This is a genomic window from Nonomuraea sp. NPDC049419, from assembly GCF_040676995.1.
Taxonomy (GTDB): Bacteria; Actinomycetota; Actinomycetes; order Streptosporangiales; family Streptosporangiaceae; genus Nonomuraea; species Nonomuraea salmonea.
Genome location: NZ_JBFAQB010000016.1, coordinates 1 through 25,610 on the forward strand (window position 1 = coordinate 1; position 25,610 = coordinate 25,610).

The 25,610-nt window shown below is 69.0% G+C and carries 24 protein-coding genes, 2 tRNA genes and 1 riboswitch; of the genes, 13 read left to right on the top strand and 13 right to left on the bottom strand.

Annotated features, from left to right (window positions below):
- Positions 1-481 precede the first annotated feature (481 nt).
- The 6 genes from AB0K12_RS34510 to AB0K12_RS34535 all read right to left on the bottom strand — a co-directional run bounded on the left by AB0K12_RS34510 (position 482) and on the right by AB0K12_RS34535 (position 8,660).
- On the bottom strand, positions 482-3,046 hold the full coding sequence (locus AB0K12_RS34510) for a valine--tRNA ligase (RefSeq protein WP_364570889.1): 2,565 nt from the start codon (positions 3,044-3,046) through the stop codon (positions 482-484).
- A gap of 82 nt (positions 3,047-3,128) precedes the next feature.
- Positions 3,129-4,412, bottom strand: a complete 1,284-nt coding sequence (gene clpX, locus AB0K12_RS34515; protein ID WP_043640058.1) for an ATP-dependent Clp protease ATP-binding subunit ClpX — start codon at positions 4,410-4,412, stop codon at positions 3,129-3,131.
- 184 nt (positions 4,413-4,596) lie between these two features.
- Positions 4,597-5,220 (bottom strand): ATP-dependent Clp protease proteolytic subunit, encoded by a 624-nt coding sequence (locus AB0K12_RS34520; RefSeq protein ID WP_355420241.1) that lies wholly within the window; start codon positions 5,218-5,220, stop codon positions 4,597-4,599.
- Positions 5,221-5,231: 11 nt separating this feature from the next.
- Positions 5,232-5,864 (bottom strand): ATP-dependent Clp protease proteolytic subunit, encoded by a 633-nt coding sequence (locus AB0K12_RS34525; protein WP_043640066.1) that lies wholly within the window; start codon positions 5,862-5,864, stop codon positions 5,232-5,234.
- 364 nt (positions 5,865-6,228) lie between these two features.
- A complete protein-coding gene (gene tig / locus AB0K12_RS34530; RefSeq protein WP_364570892.1) occupies positions 6,229-7,614 on the bottom strand; it encodes a trigger factor in 1,386 nt (461 codons plus the stop codon).
- A gap of 179 nt (positions 7,615-7,793) precedes the next feature.
- Positions 7,794-8,660 (bottom strand): helix-turn-helix transcriptional regulator, encoded by an 867-nt coding sequence (locus tag AB0K12_RS34535; RefSeq protein WP_364570894.1) that lies wholly within the window; start codon positions 8,658-8,660, stop codon positions 7,794-7,796.
- Positions 8,661-8,894: 234 nt separating this feature from the next.
- Between AB0K12_RS34535 and AB0K12_RS34540 the strand changes: the two genes are divergently transcribed.
- Complete coding sequence (locus AB0K12_RS34540; protein WP_364570896.1) at positions 8,895-9,371, top strand: ATP-binding protein; 477 nt, start codon at positions 8,895-8,897, stop codon at positions 9,369-9,371.
- Positions 9,372-9,387: 16 nt separating this feature from the next.
- Here AB0K12_RS34540 and AB0K12_RS34545 read toward each other — a convergent pair whose 3' ends face one another.
- Both AB0K12_RS34545 and AB0K12_RS34550 read right to left on the bottom strand, forming a co-directional pair.
- The gene (locus AB0K12_RS34545) at positions 9,388-9,888 is read right to left on the bottom strand and encodes a DinB family protein (protein ID WP_364570898.1); all 501 of its coding nucleotides are present in this window, start codon (positions 9,886-9,888) and stop codon (positions 9,388-9,390) included.
- 423 nt (positions 9,889-10,311) lie between these two features.
- A tRNA-Pro gene (locus AB0K12_RS34550) sits at positions 10,312-10,388 on the bottom strand.
- Between the two features lie 89 nt (positions 10,389-10,477).
- Between AB0K12_RS34550 and AB0K12_RS34555 the strand changes: the two genes are divergently transcribed.
- From AB0K12_RS34555 to AB0K12_RS34585, 7 genes are all read left to right on the top strand, one after another.
- Positions 10,478-10,548 (top strand) — tRNA-Gly (locus AB0K12_RS34555).
- 127 nt (positions 10,549-10,675) lie between these two features.
- Positions 10,676-11,329, top strand: coding sequence for a uridine kinase (locus AB0K12_RS34560; RefSeq protein WP_364570900.1), 654 nt, complete (start codon positions 10,676-10,678; stop codon positions 11,327-11,329).
- A gap of 4 nt (positions 11,330-11,333) precedes the next feature.
- Positions 11,334-12,644, top strand: coding sequence for a TrpB-like pyridoxal phosphate-dependent enzyme (locus tag AB0K12_RS34565; RefSeq protein ID WP_355420222.1), 1,311 nt, complete (start codon positions 11,334-11,336; stop codon positions 12,642-12,644).
- A gap of 253 nt (positions 12,645-12,897) precedes the next feature.
- On the top strand, positions 12,898-13,674 hold the full coding sequence (locus AB0K12_RS34570; RefSeq protein ID WP_364570903.1) for a DeoR/GlpR family DNA-binding transcription regulator: 777 nt from the start codon (positions 12,898-12,900) through the stop codon (positions 13,672-13,674).
- A complete protein-coding gene (gene galT / locus AB0K12_RS34575) occupies positions 13,671-14,744 on the top strand; it encodes a galactose-1-phosphate uridylyltransferase (protein WP_364570905.1) in 1,074 nt (357 codons plus the stop codon). The genes AB0K12_RS34570 and galT overlap by 4 nt, the downstream gene beginning before the upstream one ends.
- A 71-nt stretch (positions 14,745-14,815) precedes the next feature.
- Positions 14,816-14,954: riboswitch (cyclic di-AMP (ydaO/yuaA leader) on the top strand.
- Between the two features lie 5 nt (positions 14,955-14,959).
- Positions 14,960-15,916 (top strand): hypothetical protein, encoded by a 957-nt coding sequence (locus tag AB0K12_RS34580; RefSeq protein ID WP_364570907.1) that lies wholly within the window; start codon positions 14,960-14,962, stop codon positions 15,914-15,916.
- 71 nt (positions 15,917-15,987) lie between these two features.
- Entirely contained in the window at positions 15,988-16,776 is a 789-nt protein-coding gene (locus AB0K12_RS34585) for a hypothetical protein (protein ID WP_364570909.1), read from the top strand.
- Positions 16,777-16,798: 22 nt separating this feature from the next.
- Here the strand turns inward: AB0K12_RS34585 and AB0K12_RS34590 are convergent, their stop codons facing one another.
- Positions 16,799-18,103 carry a site-2 protease family protein gene (locus tag AB0K12_RS34590; RefSeq protein WP_364570911.1) on the bottom strand — a complete coding sequence of 435 codons (1,305 nt, stop codon included), beginning with the start codon at positions 18,101-18,103 and terminating at the stop codon, positions 16,799-16,801.
- 153 nt (positions 18,104-18,256) lie between these two features.
- Between AB0K12_RS34590 and AB0K12_RS34595 the strand changes: the two genes are divergently transcribed.
- Positions 18,257-18,853 carry a response regulator transcription factor gene (locus AB0K12_RS34595; RefSeq protein WP_364570913.1) on the top strand — a complete coding sequence of 199 codons (597 nt, stop codon included), beginning with the start codon at positions 18,257-18,259 and terminating at the stop codon, positions 18,851-18,853.
- A 128-nt stretch (positions 18,854-18,981) separates the two neighbouring features.
- Here AB0K12_RS34595 and AB0K12_RS34600 read toward each other — a convergent pair whose 3' ends face one another.
- Positions 18,982-20,097: a PP2C family protein-serine/threonine phosphatase gene (locus tag AB0K12_RS34600; protein WP_364570915.1), complete on the bottom strand. Its 1,116-nt coding sequence runs from the start codon at positions 20,095-20,097 to the stop codon at positions 18,982-18,984.
- Positions 20,098-20,215: 118 nt separating this feature from the next.
- On the opposite strand from AB0K12_RS34600, the gene AB0K12_RS34605 reads away from it, so the two are divergent.
- Positions 20,216-21,445: a GNAT family N-acetyltransferase gene (locus AB0K12_RS34605; protein WP_364570917.1), complete on the top strand. Its 1,230-nt coding sequence runs from the start codon at positions 20,216-20,218 to the stop codon at positions 21,443-21,445.
- A gap of 33 nt (positions 21,446-21,478) precedes the next feature.
- Positions 21,479-21,625 (top strand): hypothetical protein, encoded by a 147-nt coding sequence (locus AB0K12_RS34610; protein WP_355420198.1) that lies wholly within the window; start codon positions 21,479-21,481, stop codon positions 21,623-21,625.
- Here the strand turns inward: AB0K12_RS34610 and AB0K12_RS34615 are convergent.
- Positions 21,622-22,089 (bottom strand): ribose-5-phosphate isomerase, encoded by a 468-nt coding sequence (locus AB0K12_RS34615; RefSeq protein WP_345388030.1) that lies wholly within the window; start codon positions 22,087-22,089, stop codon positions 21,622-21,624. The two genes, AB0K12_RS34610 and AB0K12_RS34615, sit on opposite strands and share 4 nt — an antisense overlap.
- 99 nt (positions 22,090-22,188) lie before the next feature.
- On the opposite strand from AB0K12_RS34615, the gene def reads away from it, so the two are divergent.
- Both def and AB0K12_RS34625 read left to right on the top strand, forming a co-directional pair.
- Positions 22,189-22,674, top strand: coding sequence for a peptide deformylase (gene def / locus AB0K12_RS34620; RefSeq protein WP_364570920.1), 486 nt, complete (start codon positions 22,189-22,191; stop codon positions 22,672-22,674).
- A 9-nt stretch (positions 22,675-22,683) separates the two neighbouring features.
- Complete coding sequence (locus AB0K12_RS34625) at positions 22,684-23,415, top strand: SDR family oxidoreductase (RefSeq protein ID WP_364570922.1); 732 nt, start codon at positions 22,684-22,686, stop codon at positions 23,413-23,415.
- Here the strand turns inward: AB0K12_RS34625 and AB0K12_RS34630 are convergent.
- Both AB0K12_RS34630 and AB0K12_RS34635 read right to left on the bottom strand, forming a co-directional pair.
- Positions 23,412-24,815 (bottom strand): aldehyde dehydrogenase family protein, encoded by a 1,404-nt coding sequence (locus tag AB0K12_RS34630; protein WP_364570924.1) that lies wholly within the window; start codon positions 24,813-24,815, stop codon positions 23,412-23,414. The two genes, AB0K12_RS34625 and AB0K12_RS34630, sit on opposite strands and share 4 nt — an antisense overlap.
- A 101-nt stretch (positions 24,816-24,916) precedes the next feature.
- Positions 24,917-25,537, bottom strand: a complete 621-nt coding sequence (locus AB0K12_RS34635) for a disulfide bond formation protein DsbA (protein WP_364570926.1) — start codon at positions 25,535-25,537, stop codon at positions 24,917-24,919.
- Positions 25,538-25,610: the final 73 nt, after the last annotated feature.

Consider the following 25,610-nt stretch of genomic DNA (forward strand, 5'->3'; position numbering starts at 1 on the left):
CTGAGCCAGGATCAAACTCTCCAAACAATGCTTGAAAAGAAGTCCTGGCCAACACTCATGTCCACATGAATGTCAACCAAAGGAATCCGTCAAAATATGACGGGGTTGTGCATCATGCACTGGCTTTTAACACACTGTTGAGTTCTCAAGAAACGGACGCGTACATCCGCACCAGGATCCTTGGGAGACCCCGGTGCGCGAGGCGCATATTTCGTTTCCTTTAGATTACCAGATCCGGACGAATCTTGTCAAACCGCCCGATCCGGGATCTTCCGGACTTCGCCCCTTCCGAGGCAACCCTGCTAACTTACTCCAACTTTCGGCTCTTGTCCAACCGCGTGGCGGACGCAACCCGAGGGTTGAGGTTCGTTCACTGGGATGTCAGGGCCCATCGGCCCTGCGGTTGAAAACTCTAGCAGCCTCTGAGGCGTGGAAGGTCCACTCTTCGGTAACGAATGGACCTTCCCTGCGTGCGTACCGTCTAAACACCCAGGGCGGCGAGCTGTGCCTCGAGGCGGTCGATGTCCGCGGACGCCTGCTCGGCGCGGCTCCTGACCTTGGCCACCACGTTTTCCGGCGCCTTGGCCATGAACTGCTCGTTGCCCAGCTTGGCCGCGACCTGAGCGGCCTCCTTGCGGGCAGCCGCGAGGTCCTTCTCCAGCCGCTTGCGCTCGGCCGCGACGTCGATGGCGCCGGCGGTGTCGAGCTCAACGCTCACGCCGCTCACCGTCAGGCGCGCGGTGGTGCTGAACGACTCGCCGGGCTCGGTGAGGCGCAGCAGCGAGCGTACGGCGCTCTCCTGGCCCGCCAGAGACGTGCCGGCCAGCCCCAGCCGCGCGGCCACCTTCTGCCCCGGCTTGAGCCCCTGATCGGAGCGGAACCGGCGGACCTCCGTCACCAGCTCCTGCAGCGCCTCGATCTCCGCCTCGGCGGCGGGGTCGGTGTAGCGCGGGTCGGCCGTGGGCCACGGGGCCACCACGATCGACTCGCCACCGGTGACGGCCCGCCACAACTCCTCGGTCACGAACGGCACCAGCGGATGCAGCAACCGCAGCAGCGCGTCGAGCACATGGCCGAGCACCAGCCGGGTGTGCTCCAGGCCCTCACCGAGCTGGATCTTGGCCAGCTCGAGGTACCAGTCGCACACCTCGTCCCAGGCGAAGTGGTAGAGCAGGTCGGACGCCTTGGCGAACTCGAACTCCTCGAACGCCGCGTCGGCCTGCGTGATCACCGACTGCAGCCGCGACAGGATCCACCGGTCGGCCGCCGTCAGCTCGGCGCCCTCCAGCGACCCCACGGCCGCGCCGTTCATCAGGGCGAAGCGGGTGGCGTTCCAGATCTTGTTGCAGAAGTTGCGCGAGCCGGCCGCCCACTCCTCGCTCACCGCGACGTCGGCGCCGGGGTTGGCGCCGCGCAGCAGCGTGAAGCGGGTGGCGTCGGCGCCGAAGCGATCGACCCAGTCGAGCGGGTCGACCACGTTGCCGAACGACTTCGACATCTTCTTGCCGTATTGGTCGCGGACCATGCCGTGCAGCGCGACGACACGGAACGGCGGCTCGCCGTCCATGGCGTACAGGCCGAACATCATCATCCTGGCGACCCAGAAGAACAGGATGTCGTAGCCCGTCACCAGCACCGAGGTCGGGTAGAAGCGCTTGAGCTCGGGCGTCTGGTCGGGCCAGCCCATCGTGGAGAACGGCCACAGGCCGGAGGAGAACCAGGTGTCGAGGACGTCGGAGTCCTGGACGTAGCCGGCGGGCGGCTCCTCGTCGGGGCCGACGCAGACGACCTCGCCGCCCGGGCCGTACCAGACCGGGATGCGGTGGCCCCACCACAGCTGGCGGGAGATGCACCAGTCGTGCATGTCGTCGACCCAGTCGAAGTAGCGCTTGGCCATCTCCGGCGGGTGGATGCGGGTGCGTCCGTCGCGCACGGCGTCGCCCGCGGCCTTGGCCAGCGGCGCGACGTTGACGAACCACTGCAGCGACAGTCTCGGCTCGACCACCGTCTTGCAGCGCGAGCAGTGGCCGACGGAGTGGAGGTAGGGGCGCTTCTCGGCGACGACGCGGCCCTCGGCGCGCAGCGCGGCCACCACGGCCGGACGCGCCTCGAAGCGGTCGAGCCCCTCGAAGGGCCCGTGCGCCGTGATCACGCCGCGCTCGTCCATGACGGTGATCGACGGCAGGTCGTGCCGGCGGCCGATCTCGAAGTCGTTGGGGTCGTGGGCGGGGGTCACCTTGACGGCGCCGGTGCCGAACGAGGGATCGACGTGCTCGTCGGCGACCACCGGGATCATGCGCCCGGTCAGCGGCACCTCGACCATGGTGCCGACCAGGTGGGCGTAACGCTCGTCGGACGGGTGGACGGCCACGGCGGTGTCGCCGAGCATGGTCTCGGCGCGGGTGGTGGCCACCACGATGTCGTCGGAGTAGCGGATGGAGACGAGCTCGCCTTCGTCCTCGCTGTGCTCGACCTCGATGTCGGACAGCGCGGTCAGGCAGCGCGGGCACCAGTTGATGATGCGCTCGGCGCGGTAGATGAGCCCCTCGTCGAAGAGCTTCTTGAAGATCGTTTGCACGGCCCGCGACAGCCCCGTGTCCATCGTGAACCGCTCGCGCGACCAGTCGACCCCGTCACCGAGCTTGCGCATCTGGCCGAGGATCCGGCCGCCGGACTCCTCCTTCCACTCCCAGACGCGCTCGACGAACGCCTCGCGCCCGAGGTCGTGCCGCGACTTGCCCTCCTTGGCCAGCTCGCGTTCGACGACGTTCTGGGTGGCGATGCCGGCGTGGTCCATGCCGGGCAGCCAGAGCGTCTCGCGCCCCTGCATGCGGGCGCGGCGCGTCAGCGCGTCCTGGATGGAGTGGTCGAGGGCGTGCCCGATGTGCAGCACACCCGTCACGTTGGGCGGCGGGAGGACGATGCTGTACGGCTCGCGCGAGCTGCCCGGGTCGGCGCGGAAGTAGCCTTCGGATACCCAGCGCTCGTAGCTGCGGGTCTCGACGTCGGCCGGTGTGTATTGAGTAGGCAGCTCTGGCGTTGTCACAGTGACCAATTCTAGGGAGACGGGAAAGCGGAACGCCCCATGGCCGGTGACCACGGGGCGTTGCCGATCTGGCTGGTGGCGCTCAGGCCGACTTCTCGCGCGGTGTGCGCTGCTGCTTGGCGGCGAGCTGGTCGCGCGGGACGAGCGTCGGGATCGCGTGCTCGATCACCGACTCGCGGGTGATGACGACGCGGGCGACGTCCTGCCTGGAGGGCACTTCGTACATGACGGACTGGAGCACCTCCTCCAGGATGGCGCGCAGGCCGCGAGCGCCGGTGCCGCGCAGGATCGCCTGGTCGGCGATGGCCTCGAGGGCGCCGTCGGTGAACTCGAGCTCGACGCCGTCGAGCTCGAGAAGCTTGCGGTATTGCTTGACGAGCGCGTTGCGGGGCTCGGTGAGGATCTGGATGAGCGCCTCGCGGTCGAGGTTGTGCACCGAGGTGATGACCGGGAGCCGGCCGACGAACTCGGGGATCATGCCGAACTTGAGCAGGTCTTCCGGCATCACGTCGCCGAAGATGTCGGCCGTGTCGACCTCTTCCTTCGAGCGGATGATGGCGTTGAAGCCGATGCCCTTCTTGCCGATGCGCGACTCGATGATCTTTTCCAGACCGGCGAACGCCCCACCGCAGATGAACAGCACGTTGGTGGTGTCGATCTGGATGAACTCCTGGTGCGGGTGCTTGCGGCCGCCCTGCGGAGGCACCGAGGCGGTGGTGCCCTCCAGTATCTTCAGCAGCGCCTGCTGCACGCCCTCACCGGACACGTCGCGCGTGATCGACGGGTTTTCGCTCTTACGGGCGATCTTGTCGACCTCGTCGATGTAGATGATGCCGGTCTCGGCCTTCTTGACGTCGTAGTCGGCGGCCTGGATGAGCTTGAGCAGGATGTTCTCGACATCCTCGCCGACGTAGCCGGCCTCCGTGAGCGCGGTGGCGTCGGCGATGGCGAAGGGCACGTTGAGCATCTTCGCCAGGGTCTGCGCCAGCAGCGTCTTGCCCGAACCCGTGGGCCCGAGCAGCAGGATGTTGCTCTTGGCCAGCTCGAGACCGTCGTCTCTGCCCCGGTCGCCCGACTGCACCCGCTTGTAGTGGTTGTACACCGCCACCGAGAGAGCCTTCTTCGCCTTGTCCTGACCGATGACGTAGGCGTCGAGGAACTCGTAGATCTCCCTCGGCTTGGGCAGGTTGTCCCACTTGAGCTCGGAGGACTCGGACAGCTCCTCCTCGATGATCTCGTTGCAGAGATCGATGCACTCATCGCAGATGTAGACGCCTGGACCGGCAATGAGCTTCTTGACTTGCTTCTGACTCTTTCCGCAGAAAGAGCACTTCAGCAGGTCTCCCCCGTCGCCGATGCGTGCCACCCCAGATACTCCTTTGCGTGGGACCGCCCTGCTCACGAGAGCAGTGTCTCCGGACATTCTCCGGACTAGGCCGAACCGCTCAGGTTTCGACGTTACCGTCTTCTGGGCCCTCAGTGAGCCCCCTAGCGGCGAGTCGCACCGGAACGTGCCCTATTGGGCAGCGCCCCGGTGCGTCACGTCTCGTCTAGGAAGCCACGGCCTGAGCTCGCTTCTTCCTGGACGGGATGATGTCGTCGATCAGACCATACGCCTTTGCCTCGTCCGCGTTGAGAATTTTGTCGCGTTCGATGTCCTTGCGGATGTCGGCGGAGGGCTTGCCCGTGTGGCGGGCCACGATGTCCTCCAGCAGCGTGCGCATGCGGAGGATCTCGCGGGCCTGGATCTCGATGTCGCTTCCCTGGCCGCCGCCCTCGGTGGACGGCTGGTGGATCAGCACCCGGGCATTCGGCAGCGCGAACCGCTTGCCCGGGGTGCCGCCGGCCAGCAGCACGGCCGCGGCGGAGGCGGCCTGGCCGAGGCAGACGGTCTGGATCTCCGGCCGGACGAACTGCATCGTGTCGTAGATCGCCGTCATGGCGGTGAAGGAACCGCCGGGCGAGTTGATGTAGATGCTGATGTCACGGTCGGGGTCGAGCGACTCCAGCGTCAGCAGCTGGGCCATCACGTCGTTGGCCGACGCGTCGTCGATCTGCACTCCGAGGAAGATGATGCGATCCTCGAAGAGCTTGTTGTACGGGTTCATCTCCTTCACGCCGTATGACGTGCGCTCGACGAAGGAGGGGAGAACGTAACGGCTCTGAATGTTCATGTCAGCTCCCCCTAGGAGACCGGGCCAGCGGAGGGCACCTGACGCGCGCTGCGCACCACGTGGTCGATGAAGCCGTAGTCCTTGGCCTCCTCGGCCGTGAACCAGCGGTCACGGTCGGAGTCGGACTCGATCTGCTCCAGCGGCTGCCCGGTGTGGAACGCGATGCGCTCGGCCAGCGTCTTCTTCACATAGAGCATCTGCTCGGCCTGGATGGCGATGTCGGCGGCGGTGCCACCGATGCCGCCGGACGGCTGGTGCATCATCACCCGGGCGTGCGGCAGAGCGTAGCGCTTGCCCCGCGCCCCGGCCGTGAGCAGGAACTGCCCCATCGATGCCGCCATGCCCATCACCACAGTGGAAACGTCATTGGGCACGTATTCCATCATGTCGTAAATGGCCATGCCGGCACTCACCGAGCCACCCGGCGAGTTGATGTAGAGCGTGATGTCGCGCTCGGGGTCGTCGGCCGCGAGCAGCAGCAGCTCGGCGCAGATGCGGTTGGCGATCTCGTCGTTGACCTCCTGCCCGAGCACGATGATGCGCTCGCGGAGCAGGCGCTGGTAGAGCTGGTCCTCAAGCCGGAAGGCGGAGCCGTTCTCACGGCCTCGAGACTCAGGCTGATAGAAGGTCGGCGGGCTGGTCACAGCGTCACCTTCCGATGCGTCGTAATCGATTGGCTTTGCTTGTGACCTTAACGCGCGCTGCCTACAGCTCATGCCCGGTCCCTGGTGCTGTTCGCTGACGGCGCATGTTCGGGCGGCGCGTTTGCCGTAGTTCCCGGCGGCTTTCGTGTCCTTACGAGCGGTTCCGCGGGAGCGCTGAGACGACCCCCTGAGACGGCCCTGAGACGGCCCTGAACGGCCCTGAGGCGGTCGCACACCCGAGTCGGCTCACGTACGCCGTTCCCGCCCGCGGCGCGCGCTGGGCCGCCTCAGCGCCGGTGGAGGGGCGGGCACGCGAAAGCCCCCGGGAGGTCCCAGGGGCTTTCGCAGTGCAGCGGGTGAGGCGTCAGGCCTCGGGCTTGGCGTCCTCGGCGGACTCGTCCTCGCCCTCCTCGACGACCTGCTCACCGTTGATCTCGGTGTAGATCGCCTTGAGGTCGACCTCGTTGCCGTCGGTGTCGACGACCTTGGCGGCGTCGCCCAGGACCGACTTGGCCTTGTCGCGCACGATCTCGACCATGGCCAGCGTCAGCTGGTCGTTGTCGGCGAGGTGCTGGGCCAGCTCGTTGGGCTGCACGCCCATCTCCATGGCGCGGCGCACGACGAAGTTGGTCAGCTCCTGCTCGGAGACGCCCAGCTCCTCGGCCTTGACGATCTTGTCGAGCACGAAGCCGACCTTGATGGCGCGCGCGGAGTTCTTCTCGAACTCCTCGAAGCGCTCCTCCTCCGTCGTCTGGTAGAGGCGGAAGAAGGCGTCGCGGCTGAGACCGCTCTCGGCGATCTGGTGGTCGAGGTTGTGCTTGCGGGCGTCGACCTCGGCCTTGAGCGCGCTGTCGGGCAGCGGGATGTCGATCTTCTCGAGCAGCGTGTCGAGAGCCTTCTCGCGGGCCTGGACGACCTGGTCGATCAGCTTGTTGCGGCGGGCCTGCTCGCGGATGCTGGCCTTGAGCTCGTCGAGCGTGTCGAACTCGCTGGCGAGCTGGGCGAACTCGTCGTCGAGCTCGGGCAGCACCTTCTCCTTGACCGACTTGACGTTGATGATCACGTCGGCTTCATCGCCGGCGTTCTCGCCGCCGACCAGCTCGGTCTTGAAGCTCTTCTCCTCGCCCGCGGACATGCCCTCGAGCGCGGCGTCGAGGCCCTGCAGCACGGAGCCGGCACCGACCTCGTAGGAGACCTCGTTGGCCTGCTGCTCCTCGATGTTCTGGCCGTCGATCTCGGCACGCAGGTCCATCACGACGAAGTCGCCGGTGGCGGCGGCCCGCTCGACGCCGGTGAGCGTGGCGAACCGCTGGCGCAGCGCGTCGAGCTGGGCGTCGACGTCTTCGTCGGAGACCTCGGCGGAGTCGACCGTGACCTCGACGCCCTGGTAGTCGGGGACGTCGAAGTTGGGCCGGATGTCGACCTCGGCGGTGAACTCGATCTGCTCACCGTCGTCGATCTTCGTCACTTCGATGTCCGGCTGGCTGACCGGGAACACGTCGACCTCGTCGACGGCCTGGCCGTACAGCTTGGGCACCGCGTCGTTGAGGGTCTCCTCCAGCACTACCGCCCGGCCGAAGCGCTGCTCGATGATGCGGGCCGGAACCTTGCCAGGCCGGAACCCGGGGACGCGCACCTGCTGCGCGACCTTCTTGTACGCCGCATCCATGCTCGGGCGCAGCTCGTCGAACGGCACCTCGACAGTGAGCTTGACCCGGGTCGGGCTGAGCTCCTCGACAGCGGTCTTCACGGAATGGTCTCCTTGATCAAGCTACGAGTGATCGCGGGCGCGTCCATTCGGTACGGCTCACGCGCCGCGCCCACATGAGCGGTGTTGGGCATGCTCCGCCACGGCGGCATCCAACGCCGATGGCCAGTCTAGGGCAGATGCACACCCAACCACGACGCCACCGCTATGAGAAACGCGGGTCAGAACTCGTCCGCGATCGTCCTCAACAGCTCGATCGTCTCATCCGGGGTGGTGCTCACGGCGCACAACCGCTCCATCACCTCGGTGTATCGGTCCACATCCTCACGCTTGTCCAGGTAGAGCGCGCTGGCCAGCTGCTCCACGTACACGACGTCGGGCAGGTCGGCGTCGGGGAAGCGCAGGATGCTGAACGCGCCTCCTTCCGCGCTGTGCCCGCCGAAGCTGAACGGCATGATCTGGATGGTGATGTTCGGCTGGCGCATGAGGTCGATGAGGTGCTCGATCTGCGCCTTCATCACCTCGATCCCGCCGATGGGCCGCCTGAGCGCGGCCTCGTCGATCACCGCCCAGAAGACGGGCCCGTCTGGCCTGTCGAACATGCGCTGGCGCTCCAGACGCAGGTCCACCCTCCTGGCGATCTCCTCCGCCCCGATGCCCGCCGCCCCGGCGGTCACCACAGCCCTTGCGTACTCCTTGGTCTGCAGCAGTCCCGGCACGAACTGGACCTCGTAGGTCCTGATCCTGGCGGCGGCCTCCTCAAGGCCGACGTACGCCTGGAACCACGTGGGCAAGACGTCGTTGAACCGGTGCCACCAGCCCGGCTCGTTGGCGGTGGAGACCAGATCGAGTACGGCGGCACGGGCCTGCTGATCCACGACCCCGTACAAGGTCAGCAGGTCCGCCACGTCGCGTTCTTTGAACCCCACTCGGCCGAGTTCCATCCGGCTGATCTTGGATTCCGACCCGCGGATGATGTGGCCGGCCTCCTCGCGAGTGACGTTCTTCGCTTCCCTGAGCTTGCGCAGCTGGGAGCCCAGGAGGATGCGCAGCGCCGTCGGTCCGGAACCCGGCTGGTTCTGCGTCACTTTGCCTCCTATCAAGGTCCGCACACACAGTGACACCCCACTGCCGGGTATGACAAGGTCTCAACCGGGTGTCCGATTCCATGACTTATGACCCGAAAACGCCGCTTGCGACTGCACATTGCACCTGCACGTGCATTTGGGTCTTGCAGCTGCCGCGTTCGTGACCCATGATGGCTTAGTGCATATTGGGCCATACATGCACTAACCAAGGCTTTACGGGGAGGTATCGGCAGCATGGTGGAGGACCCTCTGGCCACTGCCGACTGCCTGCAGATCACCCGCGAGGTGGGCTTCGACCACCTGCTCATGGGCGGCAAGCCGGGCACCACCGCCTGCCCGCTCCCCTTCCAGGCCGACTCGGTCAAGACCGCACGGGACGTGACCCGTTCGACCTTGCGCGGCTGGGGCCTGCACGAGCTGAGCGACGACGCCGCCCTGGTGGTCTCCGAGCTGGTCACGAACGCCGTCAGGTACGCGATGTACGCGGCGGGGCGGCGCGAGATCGAGCTCTTGCTGATGCGCGTGACGCCGCACGTGCTGCTGGCCGTGGCCGACCCGAGCGACGAGGTGCCGACGCCCAAGGAGCCCGACTTCATCTCCGAGAACGGGCGCGGCCTCTACATCGTCGAGACCTACAGCCAGTGCTGGGGCTGGGACCCGCTGGCGCGCGGCGGCAAGGCCGTCTGGGCGCTGTTCCGCGCCGACGCCTGAACCGCCGCTCTCTCCACTAGTCGCCTATCACTCCGTCGATGCGCTCGCGCAGCAGGTCGGCGTGGCCATTGTGGCGGGCGTACTCCTCGATCATGTGCACCAGGATGTAGCGGTGCGTGCAGTCGCGCCCCTTGCGGTCGCCGACGGCGTCGAGCGGCTTGGCGGCCGAGATGGCGCGGGCGTGCTCGATCTCCTCCTGCCAGGTGGCGAACGCCTCCTTCACCGAGGCGGTGTCCACCTCGGTGAAGTCGGCGTCGTTGTCGCGGTCCTTGTCCCAGAGCTTGGGCAGGTCCTCGCCGTTGAGCACGTTGCGGAACCAGACGCGTTCGACGTGGGCCATGTGCCTGACGAGGCCGAGCAGGGACAACTCGGACGGCTCCGCCGAGCGCAGGCGCAGCTGGTCGTCCGTGAGGCCGGCGCACTTGACGGCCAGGGTGCCGCGGTGCCATTCGAGCCAGTTGCCGAGCATGGTGCGCTCGTCGCCGGTCAGGGGAGGGATGGTTCTGGTGTTGGTCACGCTGACCGACCTTATCCGGATTTATCACTATTTCTTGCGTTGCAGGATGCGGGTGGCGGATGCCGTCCTCCAGGGTGACGGGGTTGATGAGCGGGCGGCGTACGCGCCACGATGTCGGCGCCGCCACGCCCGCGAGCACCGGCACCACGAGCCCTCCCGCCCCGGCCACGACCTGCAGCACCCACAGCACGACATTGGCGACCCGTCCGGAGCCACGTCCCTGTACGACCGTCATGCTCCCTCTCCCCTCGATCGGCTGGCACCGACGCCGGAAACATCGGCGCCCGGGGAGAATCGCGCCAGCTACCCGATGGGGTGCACCTGCCTCCACCGTTCTGCTCAAGGCCAAGCCGGTGACACCGGTAGCGGCAGTGTGCCTCTGAAGCACAAAGGCCCCACCCGGAACGGGAGGGGCCTTCTGGCTGGTCGGGGCGACAGGATTTGAACCTGCGACTTCTTGCTCCCAAAGCAAGCGCGCTGCCAAGCTGCGCCACGCCCCGTCTCGCCGAGTGCGCATACGCTCCGGGACTCCGGTACGCTTACGCCCTGACGACCGGATGAAGTCTAGACCAGAGTTCGACCGGTTCGCGCGGACGTAGCTCAATGGTAGAGCCCTAGTCTTCCAAACTAGCTACGCGGGTTCGATTCCCGTCGTCCGCTCTCCACGGCGAAAAGGCCAGGTCAGCCCCACCCGGGGCGCCTGGCCTTCCTCATGTCCGCGCCCTTGCTCGATTGTGGTGAAGTGGCCGGCGGCGTCATGAAAGCGCGGCCTCGTAGGGTGGAGGCGATGCGTGCCCGACCGATCTCCCGTGATGCTCTCGTCGAGGAGCTGGCCGAGCTGATCTCCGGCCGTCCGCCCGCCGAGTACGTGCGGGTGGCCGTCGACGGGGCGCCGGCGGCACGGCCCGAGGAGCTGGCCGACGAGCTGGTCGCGCCGCTGCGGCTGCGCGGGCGGCCGGTGGTGCGGGTGTCGGCCGGCGACTTCCTGCGGCCGGCGTCGCTGCGGCTGGAGTACGGCAGGACCGATCCCGACGCCTTCTACGACGACTGGCTGGATGTGAAGGCGCTGCGCAGGGAGGTCCTGGACGCGAGCGAGACCGGCCGGGTGCTGCCCGCGCTTTGGGACAGCTCCATCGACCGGGCCTACCGGGCGCCGTACGAGGAGCTGCCGCCCGGCGGGGTGGTGCTCGTCGACGGGACGCTGCTGCTGGGGCGCGGGCTGGCGTTCGAGGTGAGCGTGCACCTGTGGCTGTCGCGAGGCGCGCTCGAACGCGGCACGCCGGAGGGAGAGCGCTGGAAGCTGCCCGCGTACGAGCGGTACGAGCGCGAGGCCGACCCGCAGCGCAGTGCGGACGTGGTGGTGCGATCGGACCATCCGGCGCGCCTCGCCGTGCTCGTGCCCGACGGTACTGGTACGCGCGGACGCGGCGGCGCACACTGAGGCGATGATCCCCAGCAACTGGTACAACATCATCCCTGACCTGCCCGCACCGCCTCCGCCTCCGCTGCATCCCGGCACGCGGCAGCCCGTGGGCCCCGACGATCTCGCGCCGCTCTTCCCGATGGAGCTGATCGGGCAGGAGGTGAGCGGCGAGCGGTTCGTGCCGATCCCGCAGGAGGTGCTGGACGTCTACCGGCTGTGGCGGCCCACGCCGCTGATGCGGGCGCGCCGGCTGGAGAAGGCGCTGGGCACGCCGGCCAGGATCTACTACAAGTACGAGGGCGTCTCCCCGGCGGGCTCGCACAAGCCGAACACGGCGGTGCCGCAGGCGTACTACAACGCGCGCGAGGGGGTGCGGCTGCTCACCACGGAGACCGGTGCGGGGCAGTGGGGTTCTGCGCTGGCCTTCGCGTGCTCCCAGTTCGACCTGGAGTGCCGGATCTGGATGGTCCGGGCGTCGTACGACCAGAAGCCGTACCGGCGCTCGCTCATGCAGGTGTACGGCGCGACCGTGCACGCGAGTCCCTCGCCCGTGACCGGGGCGGGCAGCAAGGTGCTGGCCGACGACCCCGACTCGCCCGGCAGCCTGGGCATCGCGATCAGCGAGGCGGTGGAGGTGGCGGGCGCGAACCCCGACGCCCGCTACGCGCTCGGCTCGGTGCTCAACCACGTGCTCATGCACCAGACGGTGATCGGCGAGGAGGCGCTCGCGCAGCTGCCCGAGATGCCGGACCTGGTGATCGGCTGCACCGGCGGCGGCTCGAACTTCGCCGGCCTGTCGTTCCCGTTCCTGCGGGAGAAGCTGGCGGGGCGGCTGGCGACGGAGTTCAGGGCGGTCGAGCCGGCGGCCTGCCCGTCGTTCACGCGCGGCGCGTACGCCTACGACTTCGGCGACACGGCCGGGTTCACGCCGCTGCTGAAGATGCACACGCTGGGCCACTCGTTCGTGCCGGACCCGATCCACGCGGGCGGCCTGCGCTATCACGGCATGTCGCCGCTGTTGTCGCACATGTACGAGCTGGGCCTGTTCGAGGCGGTGACCCGGTCGCAGCGGGAGTGTTTCGCGGCCGGCGTACGGTTCGCGCGCACCGAGGGCATCCTGCCGGCGCCCGAGCCCACGCACGCGCTGGCGGAGACGATCGCGGAGGCTCTGCGCTGCAAGGAGAGCGGCGAGGAGAAGGTGATCCTGACCGCGCTGTGCGGCCACGGCCACTTCGACCTGGCCGCCTACGACCGCTATCTGGCCGATGAGCTGGAGGACTACTCGCTGCCCCAGGAGCGCATCGATCTGGCGCTCACGGAGTTGCCGGGGTAGGCCGGCGGGTGGCCGCGGGGGCGGCCACCCGGCCGCTCATCGCGCGGTGGGACGCTTACCGTGGTTCGCCTTCTTCTTCTTGCGTGCCCTGCCCTTACGTGCGCGTCTCGCCATGAGCTCGCCTCCCGCTGATCGGCACTTTCCGACCTTCAACGTCTCCCCGTGCGCTGACCAGCGCAAGCGTTCCGCACGAACTAACATTCCCCAACAAATCCGTGTCATAATTTGGTGGAATGTGTTGGAAGGAGCGGGTGTGCTCGCACAGCAGCGTCAGCAGGCGATCCTCGAACGCGTCCGCAGCAACGGCGGCGTGCGGGTGGCCGACCTCGTACGCGAGCTCGGCGTCTCCGACATGACCATCAGGCGCGACCTCGAGGTGCTGGCCGAGCGCGGCCTGCTGGAGAAGGTGCACGGCGGCGCGACCGCCCTGGGCCCCGGATCGACCGAAGAGCCGGGCTTCACCGCCAAGTCGGCCCGCCAGCAGCAGGAGAAGGAGGCCATCGCCCGGCAGGCGGCCACGCTCGTCCGGCCGGGCACGGCCGTCGCGCTGTCGGCGGGCACCACCACGTGGGCGCTGGCGCACCACCTCATCGGCGTGCCCGAGCTGACCGTGATCACCAACTCGATCCCGGTCGCCGAGGTCTTCCACCGCAACCCGCGCGCCGACCGGACGGTCGTGCTGACCGGTGGCGTGCGCACGCCGTCCGACGCGCTGGTGGGGCCGGTCGCGGTGGCCGCGATCCGCCGCCTGCACGTCGACACGCTCTTCCTCGGCGTGCACGGAATGAGCGTGCGGGCCGGGTTCACCACGCCCAACCTGCTGGAGTCGGAGACCGACAGGGAGCTGGTGGCGGCGGCGACCCGGCTGGTCGTCCCCGCCGACCACACGAAGTGGAACACCGTGGGCATCAGCACGATCGCGGAGCTGAGTGAGGCCGACGTGGTCGTCAGCGACGCGGGCCTGCCCGAGGAAGCACGCACTGAGCTGGCCGGACGGGCCGGCGAACTGATCATCGCGGAGGGCTCGTGAAGCGCACCATCACCCATCTCGCCGACGGACGGGAGCTGATCTACTTCGACCGGCGCGACGACGCCGACAGGAGCGCGATCGACCGCCGGCCGCTCGAGCCCCGGCCGCCGGCCTCCGAGCTGCGCTACGACCCGCTGACCGAGGAGTGGATCGCGATCGCGGGGCATCGGCAGACGCGGACGTTCCTGCCCACGGGCGGCACGGCCGAGTGCCCGTTGTGCCCGTCGACCGACGAGCGGTCGACGGAGATCCCGTCGTACGACTACGACGTGGTCGTGTTCGAGAACCGCTTCCCCTCTTTCTCCGGAAATTTGGGGACTTATGAGGATGTGGGCGGGCTGAGTGAGGTCCGGCCGGGAGTGGGGCGGTGTGAGGTGGTGTGCTTCACCTCCGACCACGACTCCTCCTTCTCCAGGCTCTCCGACGACCAGGTGGAGCTGGTCATGGAGGCGTGGGCCGACCGCACGGCCGAGCTGTCCGCCATTGAGGGCGTCGAGCAGGTCTTCTGCTTCGAGAACCGGGGCGAGGAGATCGGCATCACCATCGCCCACCCGCACGGCCAGATCTACGCCTACCCGTACGTCACGCCCAGGACGAAGCTGCAGCTCGGTGCGGCGCAGCGGTACAAGGGCAACCTGTTCGCCGACGTGCTGGCCGCCGAGCGAGCCGCGGGCACGCGGGTGGTGGCCACGAACGAGCTGTGGACGGCCTTCGTGCCCGCCGCGGCGCGCTGGCCGTTCGAGGTGCACGTTTATCCGCACCGGCAGGTGCCCGACCTGGCGGCGCTGACGGAGGCGGAGCGTGCCGCGTTCGCGCCGCTCTACACCTCGGTGCTGCGGGCGTTCGACGGGCTGTTCGGGGTCGTGATGCCGTACATCTCGGCCTGGCACCAGGCGCCGGTGCGTACGGGGAGGGAGCTGGCGTACCTGCACCTGGAGCTGTTCAGCATCAGGCGGGCGCCGAACAAGCTCAAGTACCTGGCCGGCTCGGAGTCGGCGATGGGGGCGTTCGTCAACGACGTACGCCCGGAGGAAGCGGCGCGCATGCTCCGATCACAGATAGATCACTAATAGATTTCTACTTAAGGTCGCATGACTCGTGATCTACCACTAATATCCCCATATGCGGCGGCCGTAACCCGGCCGACCGCCCGCCTAATCCCGGGCGCGTCGCCCGGGAGCCGGGGACCCAATCCGCACCTTGGGGTGAATCCGCGACAGCGGTAGGGAGCTCCATGCCCGAACCCGTCAGCTAACCCGGCCGGCAGAGGGAGAGGAACTCTTACGTGGCGGCTTCGTCCCCCGCGAAACTTGCCATCGGTCTCGTCACCGCCGCCGCCCTCGCCATCCTCCCGGCGAACGTCGCGACGGCCGCGCCCAAACCGACCGAGTCCGAGCTCCGCGCCCAGCTCAAGCAGCTCAACAACAAGGTCGACAAGCTCATCGAGAAGTACAACCTCAAGCGGGTCGAGCTGGCCGAGGCGCAGGAGTCCGCCAAGAACGCGCAGGCCAAGCTGGCCGCCGCCGAGCAGACGCTGGCCGCGGCCGAGCAGCGGGTCGCCGAGATCGCCCGCCTGCGCTACCAGAACATCGACCCGTCGCTGCCCGGCTTCATGCTGCCCAGCAACGGCGGCAGCGCGGCCCTGCTCGAACAGCTCACCGCCGAGCAGCAGGCCGTCGTGCAGAGCGTGGCCAAGGCCCGCGACGAGCGCAAGAAGGCCAGCGAGGAGGCCGCCGCGCTGACGGCCAAGATCAAGTCGGACGCCGCCACGGTCGCCGGCCAGCGCCGAGAGGCCGAGGACGTCATCAAGGACATCGAGAAGAAGCTGCAGGACCTGGTGCCGGTCGCCACGGGCCGCACGTCCAACGGCACCTGGGCGCCCGAGCTGCCCGGCGGCACCGACAACATCACCCCGCGTACGCGGCTGATGAAGGCCCAGGTGGAGAAGAACTTCGCGCTGCCGTTCACGGTCGGCTGCTTCCGCGGGGGCTCCAGCGGCGAGCACCCGCTCGGCCGGGCCTGCGACTTCATGATGAGCACCGGCGGCAGCATGCCCACGGCCGCCAACAACGCGCTCGGCGACCGCCTCGCGGAGTGGGCGCTGCAGAACAAGGACAAGCTCGGCGTGAAGTACGTGATCTGGAAGCAGCGCATCAACTCCGGCAGCGGCTGGCGCACGATGTCCGACCGCGGCAGCATCACCGAGAACCACTACGACCACGTGCACATCTCGATGAACTGAACGAAAGAGGCATCCCGCACCTGACGAACGGCAGGTGCGGCGGTCTTCTCCCGTACGCCAGGGTGAGCGCCATGTCATCGATCACCCTCACTCCCCCATCGGTCCACCCCAACGCCTGGTTCCCCGGGCGGCTCCTCGGCGGCGGCGCCCTGGTGCTCGGGCCGCTCCTGTGGTTCGCCGGGCTGGCGCTGCGCCATCTGGCGTGGAGCGCGGCGGACTTCACCCCGGAGCAGCGGGCGTCCTTCGCCACGCAGCCGTTCGCCGCGCCCGAGCAGCTGGCCGCGTACGTCGTGAGCCCCGGGCTCGCCACGGCCGGGTACGCCCTCTACACGGCAGGCGCCATCGTGCTGTGCCTGGCCTTCGCCACACTGGCCAGGGTGGTCGCGACGCGCTCGCCCCGGGCGGCCCTCCTGGGGGGCGCGCTGCTGGTCGTGGGCTTGTTCTCGCGCCTGTACTGGGCCGGGGTGGACGAGACGGCCCTGCGGCTCATCGGGACGCTCGGGCTGGAGCGGACGACCGAGATCGTCATGGACCTGTACGCGGACATCTCCTACGGGCCCTGGCGGGTGCCGGTTTCAGCGGCCTTCGGCCTCTACCTCGGGACACTGGTCCTCGGCGCGGCCGCCTTCCGTTCGGGCGTGTTCGGCACCGGGCGCCTCGCGTTGTTCGTGTTCTCCGGGTGGCTGTGGACCGGCGTGCTGAAGAGGAGCGAGCTGGTCGACGGCGTCCTGTCGGGCGCCGCCCTGTGCCTGGTGCTCGTGCCGCTCGGGATCTCGGTGCTGCGCGACGCCGTGCCCGAGCTGCGCGTGCCGGCGCGACCTGCCAGGGAGCGGGCGCGGCTGCGGGTGCTGAGCTGGTGACGCCCAGCGGACCGGCAGGACGTCAGTTCGTCAGCGTGAGCGGGTTGACCAGGTCGGCGTAGACGAGCAGGCCGGCCATGATGATCATGACGATCGCCACCGCGTACGTCACCGGCAGCACCTTCGCGATGTCCACATAGGCGGGCTCCGGCCTGCGCATGATCCTGGCGTAGGCCCGCTTGATGCCCTCCCACAGGCCGCCCGCGATGTGGCCGCCGTCGAGCGGCAGCAGCGGCAGCAGGTTGAACATGCCGATCGCCAGGTTGAAGCCGGCCAGCAGGTTGACGAAGATGGCGATCTTCTTCTCGGTCGACAGGTCGGAGGCGAGGATCTCCCCGCCCATGCGGCCCGCGCCGACCACGCCGACCGGGCCCTCGGGGTCGCGCTCCTCGCCGGAGAAGGCGGCGTGCCAGACGCCGACCATCTTGTTGGGCAGGTTGAGCAGGGAGCTCGCGACCCTGACCGACAGGTCGCCCATGTAGCCGACCACCTGGCCGATGCTCTGCTTCTGCATGACCTCGGTGGGCAGCACGCCGAGGAAGCCGACGTTCCTGTCGATCTTCGTCGGGTCGTCGAGGTTGGGCCGGTCTTGGGCGATGAGCGTGACGTCGAGCGTCATCGGCTTGCCGTCGCGGACGATGCCGACCTTGGCCGGGCCGGGGCCGTGGGAGCGGATGAGCTTGGTGGCGTCGTCCCACGAGGTGATCTTCTTGCCGTCGAAGGCGACGATCTCGTCGCCCGGCTTCATCCCGGCCTGGGCGGCCGGGGTCGGCTTGTCGGCGGGCGTGCACTGCGCGCGCTGCTCGGAGATCGGGATCACGCACGTGTTGGTGTCGGGCGACACGATCGGGGCCCAGGTGGGCAGGCCGATGCCGACCAGCAGGATGCTGAAGAAGACGAAGGCGAGCACGAAGTTCATCGCCGGGCCGCCCGACATGATGATGACCTTCTGCCACCACTTCTTGCGGTAGAAGACCCGCTCTTCGTCGCCCGGCCGCACCTCTTCCTGGGCGGCGTCGCGGGCCGACTCGATCAGCCCCTGGAACGGCCCGGTGGCGGTGCTGCGCACCTTGGTCGGGTCGTCGCCGGGACGCGGCGGCAGCATGCCGATCATGCGGATGTAGCCGCCGAACGGGATCCACTTGATGCCGTATTCGGTCTCGCCCTTGCGCCGGGACCACGCGGTGCCGCCGAAACCCACCATGTATTGGGTGACCTTGACCCCGAAGAGCTTGGCGGGGACCAGGTGACCGAGCTCGTGCAGCGCGATGGAGACCATCAGGCCGAAAAGGAACAGGATGATCCCCACGGCGTAGAGCCAGTTCATCTAGACGCGCTCCCGGCAAACGATAAGGACAGACGAAAGGTCCGACAGCCCCAGAGTAGTCGAACTCGCCATGCCGCACGGCGTACCGCTTTTGACAGGCATTGACAGCGTGCGATCAGACGATCACCCTAAGAGACGACGGAGGGGGACGTCTTGATCCGCATACTGATCGCCGAGCACCTTCCCTTGGTGCGCCGTGGTCTGCTCGCCACGCTCGGAGCCGAGCCCGACATGCGGGTGGTCGCCGAGGCGGGACACGCCGACGAGGTGGTCCGCGCGGCGCTGGACGCCGATCCCGACGTGGCGGTCGTCGATCTCGACCTTCCGGGACGGCCGGCGAGCGCCCTGCTCGCCGAGCACGCGCCCCGCTGCGGGGTGCTGCTCCTGTCGGCCGCCCCCAACCCGGCCCAGGTCCGCGAGGCGCTGGCGGGCCGCGCGCTGGGCTTCATGAGCCTGTGTGTACGCCCCGAGCACCTGACGGAAGGCGTGCGCCAGGTGGCCGCGGGCCATCGGGCGATCGAGGCGGAGCTGGCCGTGGCCGCGCTGGAGTGCGCCACCAACCCGCTGACCAGGCGCGAGCTCGACGTGCTGCGCATCGCGGCGGGCGGCGCCCGTTCGACGGAGATCGCCGACGAGTTGTTCCTGTCGGTCGGCACCGTGCGCAACCACCTGTCGCGCATCATGTGCAAGACGGGCGCCCGCAATCGGCTCGACGCGGTGCGCATCGCGAGCGACTGTGGCTGGTTGTGACGGGAGGAGCCGCGTGACGGGACCCGGTGGAGCCGCGCCGCTCCGCCGGGGCCCGACCCCCTAGAGGATCTCAGCCGGGCGGCGTCCGCTGAAAGTGACCGGTGTCACGACTCGTCCCGTGTGAAACGTCACGGTCGCCAGATGAGCACCAGCGCGCAGTCGTCGTTGTGGCCGGAGGCCATGGCGTTGACCAGGGCCCTGGCGCCGTCGCGGAAGCCGGACGGCAGCAGCCGCTCGGCCTCGCCGAGCAGCCGGTCGAGACCGGCGTCGATGTCGCGGCCGGGCTGCTCGATGAGCCCGTCGGTGAACAGCAGCAGCGCGTCGCCCTTGCGCAGGGTGCCGCTGTCGGGCTCGCAGTGCAGGTCGGGCACCACGCCCAGCACGACGCCCTTGGCCGAGGCGACCTGCCAGTTGCCGGTGCCGGCGTCGAACTTCACGACCGGCGGATGCCCGGCCGAGGTGATCGTGTAGTCGCCGGTGGCGAGGTCGAGTCGCAGGTGCACGGCCGTGACGAAGCCCTCGTCGCCGCGCTGCCTGTGCAGGTAGGCGTTGCAGGCGGGCAGGAAGTCGTCGACCGAGCCGAGCAGGCCGCCGAACGTGCCCGACAGCAGCAGCGCCCGGGTGCCGGCGTCGACGCCCTTGCCCGAGACGTCGACCAGCGCGATCTCGACGGAGTCGCCGTCGCGCATCGAGACCAGGAAGTCGCCGCCGAACGACGAGCCGCCCGCCTGCTTGAGCACGACCTTCGCGCCCCAGTCCTTCGGCAGCTGGGGCAGCTCGCCCTGGCTCTTCAGCCGGTCGCGCAGCTCCAGCAGCATGGCGTCGCCGCGCAGGCCCTGGACGCCGAGCTTGCCCCTGGTGCGGGCCATGAGCACGGCGAGCACGGTGGTGAACAGGATCGTCACCCCGAGCCCGAGCCCCACCCGGCCCGCGCCGAGGTTGACGGCGACGTAGCCCAGCGAGACCCCGACGCCCATCAGCAGCTTGATCAGGCTGCGCAGCCGGAGCTGGAGGCCGCCGACGAGCGTGACGAGGATGAGCAGCGACGGCGAGAACCACTCGTTGGACACCTCGGCCGCGAGGAACCCGATGACGAGCGCCAGCACGATGAGCGTGATGAGCAGGTTGCGGTCACGGGCGATGAGCACGCGCCGGACGAAGCGGACGACGTGCACGAGGAAGGGCACCCGCACCAGGGCGGCGCGGACCCGTGGCGGGATCAGCGGCGCCGGACGGGAACTCATGATGCGCCTGACTGTATCGGTCTGACCCCTGTTTGGGCAGCCCACTTGACCAACGCCTTGATCATTAAGCAGGTATATTCGGTGGCCTCACCCCTTTGCCCGCTCCTACCGTGGACGGATGACGTACCCGATCCGTCCGATTGACGAGTCCGAGTTCCCGGTCTACAGCCAGGTGCTCGAAGAGGCGTTCGGGTGGGCGCCCCATCCCGCCATGGTCGAGCGGGCCAAGGCCGAGACGGAGTTCGACCGCACGCTCGCGGCCTTCGACGGCGACCAGATGGCCGGCGTCACCTCCATCTACAGCTTCACGATGACGGTCCCCGGCGGGCAGCTGCCCGTCGCCGGGGTGACGGCCGTCAGCGTGCTGCCCTCCCACCGCCGGCGCGGGGTGCTGTCCGCGCTCATGCGCAGGCAGCTGTCCGACATCCGTGAGCGCGGCGAGCCCGTGGCCGCGCTCTACGCGTCCGAGTCCCTCATCTACGGCCGGTACGGCTACGGCAGGGCCTCCGCCAACCTGCCGTTCCGCATCGACACCCGCCGCTCGGCGTTCGTGCGAAACGCCCCTCATGACCCGTCGCTGCGGATCAGGGTGGCCAAGCCCGCGCAGGTGCGCGAGGAGCTGGAGAAGCTGTTCGCCGCCGTCGTCACGCGGCGCCCCGGCCGCTACGAGCGCAACGCGCACCACTGGACGGGCATCCTCGCCGACGAGGAGGCCGACCAGGCGGGGCGCGGCCCGCTGCGGGCGATCCTGGCCGAGGACGACCAGGGCGTGCGCGGCTACGCGTTGTTCCGCATCAAGTCGTCGTGGGACGACAACGACATTCCGTCGGGCACGCTGATGCTGGGCGAGCTGGAGGCGGCCGACCCGGCCGCGTACGCGCTGCTCTGGCGCAACGTGCTCGACCGCGACCTGGTCACCCGCGTCGAGACGTACGGCAGGCCGGTCGACGACCCGCTGATCGCGCTGCTGGCCGACCAGCGGCAGGTCCGCGCCCGCTGGTCGGACGAGCTGTGGGTGCGCCTGGTCGAGGTGGACAGGGCGCTGTCGGCGCGGTCGTACGCGGCGCCGGTGGACGTGGTGATCGAGGTCGAGGACGACGTCTGCCCGTGGAACGCGCGGCGCTGGCGGCTGACCGCCGACCTGACGGGCGCCACGTGCAAGCCGGTGGACGACGAGCCTGACGTCACGCTGCCGGTGGCCTCGCTCGGCTCGGCGTATCTCGGCGACGGGATGCTCGGCGAGCAGCTGCAGGCGGGGCTGCTGCGCGAGCACACCGCGGGCGTCGTGCACAGGCTGGCCACGGCGATGTCGTGGAGCCCGAAGCCGTGGACGGGGCTGGTCTTCTGACCGGCCCGGCGATCCTGGCGTAGGCTCGACGGCATGGCCTTGCAAAGTCTGCAGATCACGCCGGTCGTCGCCATGCGGGCCCGCGACGTGTCGCGACCGTCGAAGCAACAGCAGGAGGCCGCCGACAGGCGGCCCCTGCGTGACGAGATGCCCAGGCGCGAGGCCAAGCGCAAGGGCTAAGGGAGCGAGGGCAGCTGGCCGATGGTCTCGTAGGAGGTCAGCTGCGCGATGCGCCTGCTGTGGCGCTCGCTGCCGGAGAACGACGTGGACAGGAAGACCTCCACGAACCTGGTGGCCTCCTCGGTGGAGTGCATGCGGGCGCCGACGCTGACGATGTTGGCGTTGTTGTGCTCGCGGGCCAGGCCGGCCGTCTCCTCGCTCCAGGCGAGCGCGGCGCGGATGCCGCGCACCTTGTTGGCGGCGATCTGCTCGCCGTTGCCCGATCCGCCGATCACGATGCCCAGGCTGCCCGGGTCGCCGGCGACGCCCTCGGCGGCACGCAGGACGAACGCGGGATAGTCGTCCTCGGCGTCGTAGACGAAGGGACCGCAGTCGGTCACCTCGTGCCCGTGGTCCTTCAGCCAGGACACGAGGTGGTTCTTGAGCTCATAGCCGGCATGGTCGGCACCGATGTAGACACGCACAGTGCCAGTCTTCCACAGCCCCCGGCGAGAGGTTCCCGCTCGGTAGAGTAAGGACTCCTACGTATAACCAGTCCTTACACGAGAAGCGAGAGCAGAGTCATGCGAGAGATCCGGGCCCTCGGCGACCCCGTCCTGCGCACGCCCGCGGAGCCGGTGACGGACTTCGACCGCGAGCTGCGCAGGCTCATCGAGGAGATGTTCCAGGCCATGTACGCGGTCAACGGCGTCGGTCTGGCCGGACCGCAGATCGGCGTGTCGCGGCGGTTGTTCGTCTACGACATCGCCGGCCGGAAGGGACATGTGATCAACCCGGTCCTGACCGTGGACGACCCTGAAGAGGTGATCGACGAGGAGGGCTGCCTGTCGGTGACCGACCGCGACACCCGCAAGCCGCTTTACGCGCCGGTCGCCCGCGCCGCGGGCGTGTCGGTCGAAGGGCTCGACCGGTTGCAGCGGCCCGTACGCCTCAAGACGCGCGGCTCGCTGGCCCGCTGCATGCAGCACGAGACCGAGCACCTCGACGGCAAGCTCTACGTCGATCGCCTGCCGCGAACCGAGGCCCGGACGATCATGCTCAAGGCGTAGCTTGGCGGCATGAGCGTACTTTCCGGCAAGGGAGCACTGGTCACCGGCGGCTCCAGGGGCATCGGCAGGGCGATCGTCGAGCGGCTGGCCGCCGACGGCGCGGAGGTCGTCTTCTGCTACCAGAGCTCCGCCGAGGCGGCCGAGCAGGTCGCCAAGGAGACGGGAGCACACGCCGTACGCGCCGACCTCGGCGACGAGGAGGACCTGCGGCGGCTGTTCGCCGAGGCGGAGGCGCGGCTGCCCGGCCTCGACATCCTGGTCAACAACGCCGCCACCGCCGAGGCCCAGAAACCCATCGACGCCATCACCGGCGACGACTACGACCGGGTGTTCGCGGTCAACGCCAAGGCGGTCTTCCTGGCCATCCAGTGGGCGGGCCGGGTGATGCGCGACGGCGGGCGCGTCATCAACGTCTCCTCGCTCAACACGCAGGTGCCGGCCCCCACCCTGGCCCTCTACTGCGGCAGCAAGGGGGCGATGGAGCAGTTCGCCAAGGTGGCGGCGCGCGAGCTGGGCGGGCGCGGCATCACGGTCAACGTGGTCTCGTCGGGCGCCACTGACACCGACATGCTGCGCGGCGCCAACCCGCCGGAGGCGCTGGAGCGGACGCCCGCCATGACCGCGCTGGGGCGGCTGGGCAGGCCCGACGACATCGCGGCCGTGGTCGGGTTCCTGGCCGGCCCCGACGGGCGGTGGGTGACCGGCCAGAACATCCTGGCCACGGGCGGGCTGATCGTCTAGAGCTGCAGTGACTTGATCTCCAAGTACTCCTCCAGGCCGTGCTCGCCCAGCTCGCGGCCGAGGCCCGACTGCTTGTAGCCGCCGAACGGGGCCATCGGGTTGAACCGGCCGCCGTTGACGGCCACCTGGCCGGTGCGCAGGCGGCGGGCGACGTCGAGCGCGCGCTCGTCGGTGCCCGCCCAGACCGCCCCGGCGAGGCCGTAGGGGGTGCCGTTGGCGATCTTGACGGCGTCGTCCTCGTCGAAGTACGGGATCAGCGACAGCACCGGGCCGAAGATCTCCTCCTGCTCGATCGTCATGCCCGGCTCGACGGCCGCGAAGACCGTGGGCTCGACGTAGTAGCCGCGCTCGTGCGGCCGCTCGGTGCCGCCCGCCACCAGCCTGGCGCCCTCCTCCTGGCCCCGGTTGATGTAGCGGGTCACCCGGTCGCGCTGGGTGGCCGAGACCAGCGGCCCGATCTTGGTGGACTCGTCGAAGGGGTCGCCGACGCGGTAGCCGCGGGCCAGCTCGACGGCCAGCCCGACGGCCTCGTCGTACTGGTCGCGCTGGACGAGCATGCGGGTCCACGCCGAGCAGGTCTGGCCTGCGTTCACGAAGCAGTTGGCCACGCCGGTCTTGACCGCGAGCGGCAGGTCGGCGTCGGGCAGGATGAGGTTGGCGGACTTGCCGCCCAGCTCCAGCGCCACCCGCTTGACGGTCTCGGCGGCGAGCGCGGCCACCCGGCGGCCCGCGGCGGTGGAGCCGGTGAAGGAGACCATGTCGACGCCCGGGTGGGCGGCCATGGCCTCGCCGACGACCGGCCCCCGGCCGCTGACCAGGTTGAACACTCCCGGCGGCAGGCCCACCTCGTCGAAGATCTCGGCCAGCGCGTACGCGGCGAGCGGCGCCACCTCGCTCGGCTTGAGCACCACGGTGCAGCTGGCGGCCAGCGCGGGCGCGACCTTGCACACGACCTGGTGCAGCGGGTAGTTCCACGGCGTGATGGCGGCGACGACCCCGACCGGCTCCTTCACGATCAGCGAGTTGCCGACCCGCGACTCGCGCGGGTGGCTCCCGGCCAGCTCGGCGTAGGAGGCGAGGACGGCGGCGGGCGTGAGCGTCTGCACCTTGAGCGCGAACCCCAGCGGCGCGCCCATGTCGGTCGCGATGGTCTTGGCCATGTCGTGCGAACGCTGTCTCAGCAGCTCGGCGGCCTCGGCGAGCAGTCTGCCGCGCTCGGCGGCGGGCGTGCGCGACCACTCGGGGAAGGCGCGCCCGGCTGCGGCCACCGCCGCCTCGACGTCATCGGGCGTGCCGGCGGGCACGTGATCGATGACATCTTCGGTGGCCGGGTTCACGACCTCGATGGGTTCGTCGGATGCCGATGCGGTCCAGGAGCCGCCGATGTACAGCTGACGCATGGACCCATCCTGACAGCGACCCGGCCCGGGATGCGAGGGCTCATCCGCACTCGGGGATAAGCCCTTTACACCGCGACCGGCTTTTCTTCTTCCCGGAGTGGTCAGTCGAACTGCGGGCGCTTGGTCCTGGTGCGCTTGAGTTCGAAGAAGTCGTCGTACTGGGTGACCATGAGGACGCCGTCCCAGAGCTTGCCCGCGTCCTCGTCACGAATGATCTTGGTGATGACCGGGCCGAAGAAGGCGTTCTGGCCGACGCGGATGATCGGGGTGCCGACCTCCTCGCCGACCAGGCCGATGCCCTCCTCGTGGGAGGTGCGGATGGCCGGGTCCCACTCCTCGGAGCGCATCTCGTCGGCGAGCGAGCGGTCGAGGCCGACCTCGTCGAGCGCGCCCTCGATGACCTCGCGCAGCCGCTCGGGCTCCCTGCCGAGGCCCTCGTTGTGCAGGCGGGTGCCGAGCGCGGTGTAGAGCGGGCCGATGACCTGCTCGCCGTGCTTGGCGGCGGCCGCGGCGACGACGCGTACGGAGCCCATGCCCTTGGCGGCCTGCTCGAGGTAGTCGGCGGGGACGTCCTTGTCCTCATTGAGGAAGTAGAGGGACATCTGCCGCCAGCGCGGCTCGATCGGCCTGACCTTCTCGACTTCGAGCAGCCATCGTGAGGTGATCCAGGCGAACGGACAGGCAGGATCGAACCAGAGATCCACGGGAATCTTCTCTGTCATGTCAGCCCGTAACCTGAGGTGGTTCGGGTCCTATTCCCGGCGTGGCAGGATACGGACAACCCCGACGAAGAGG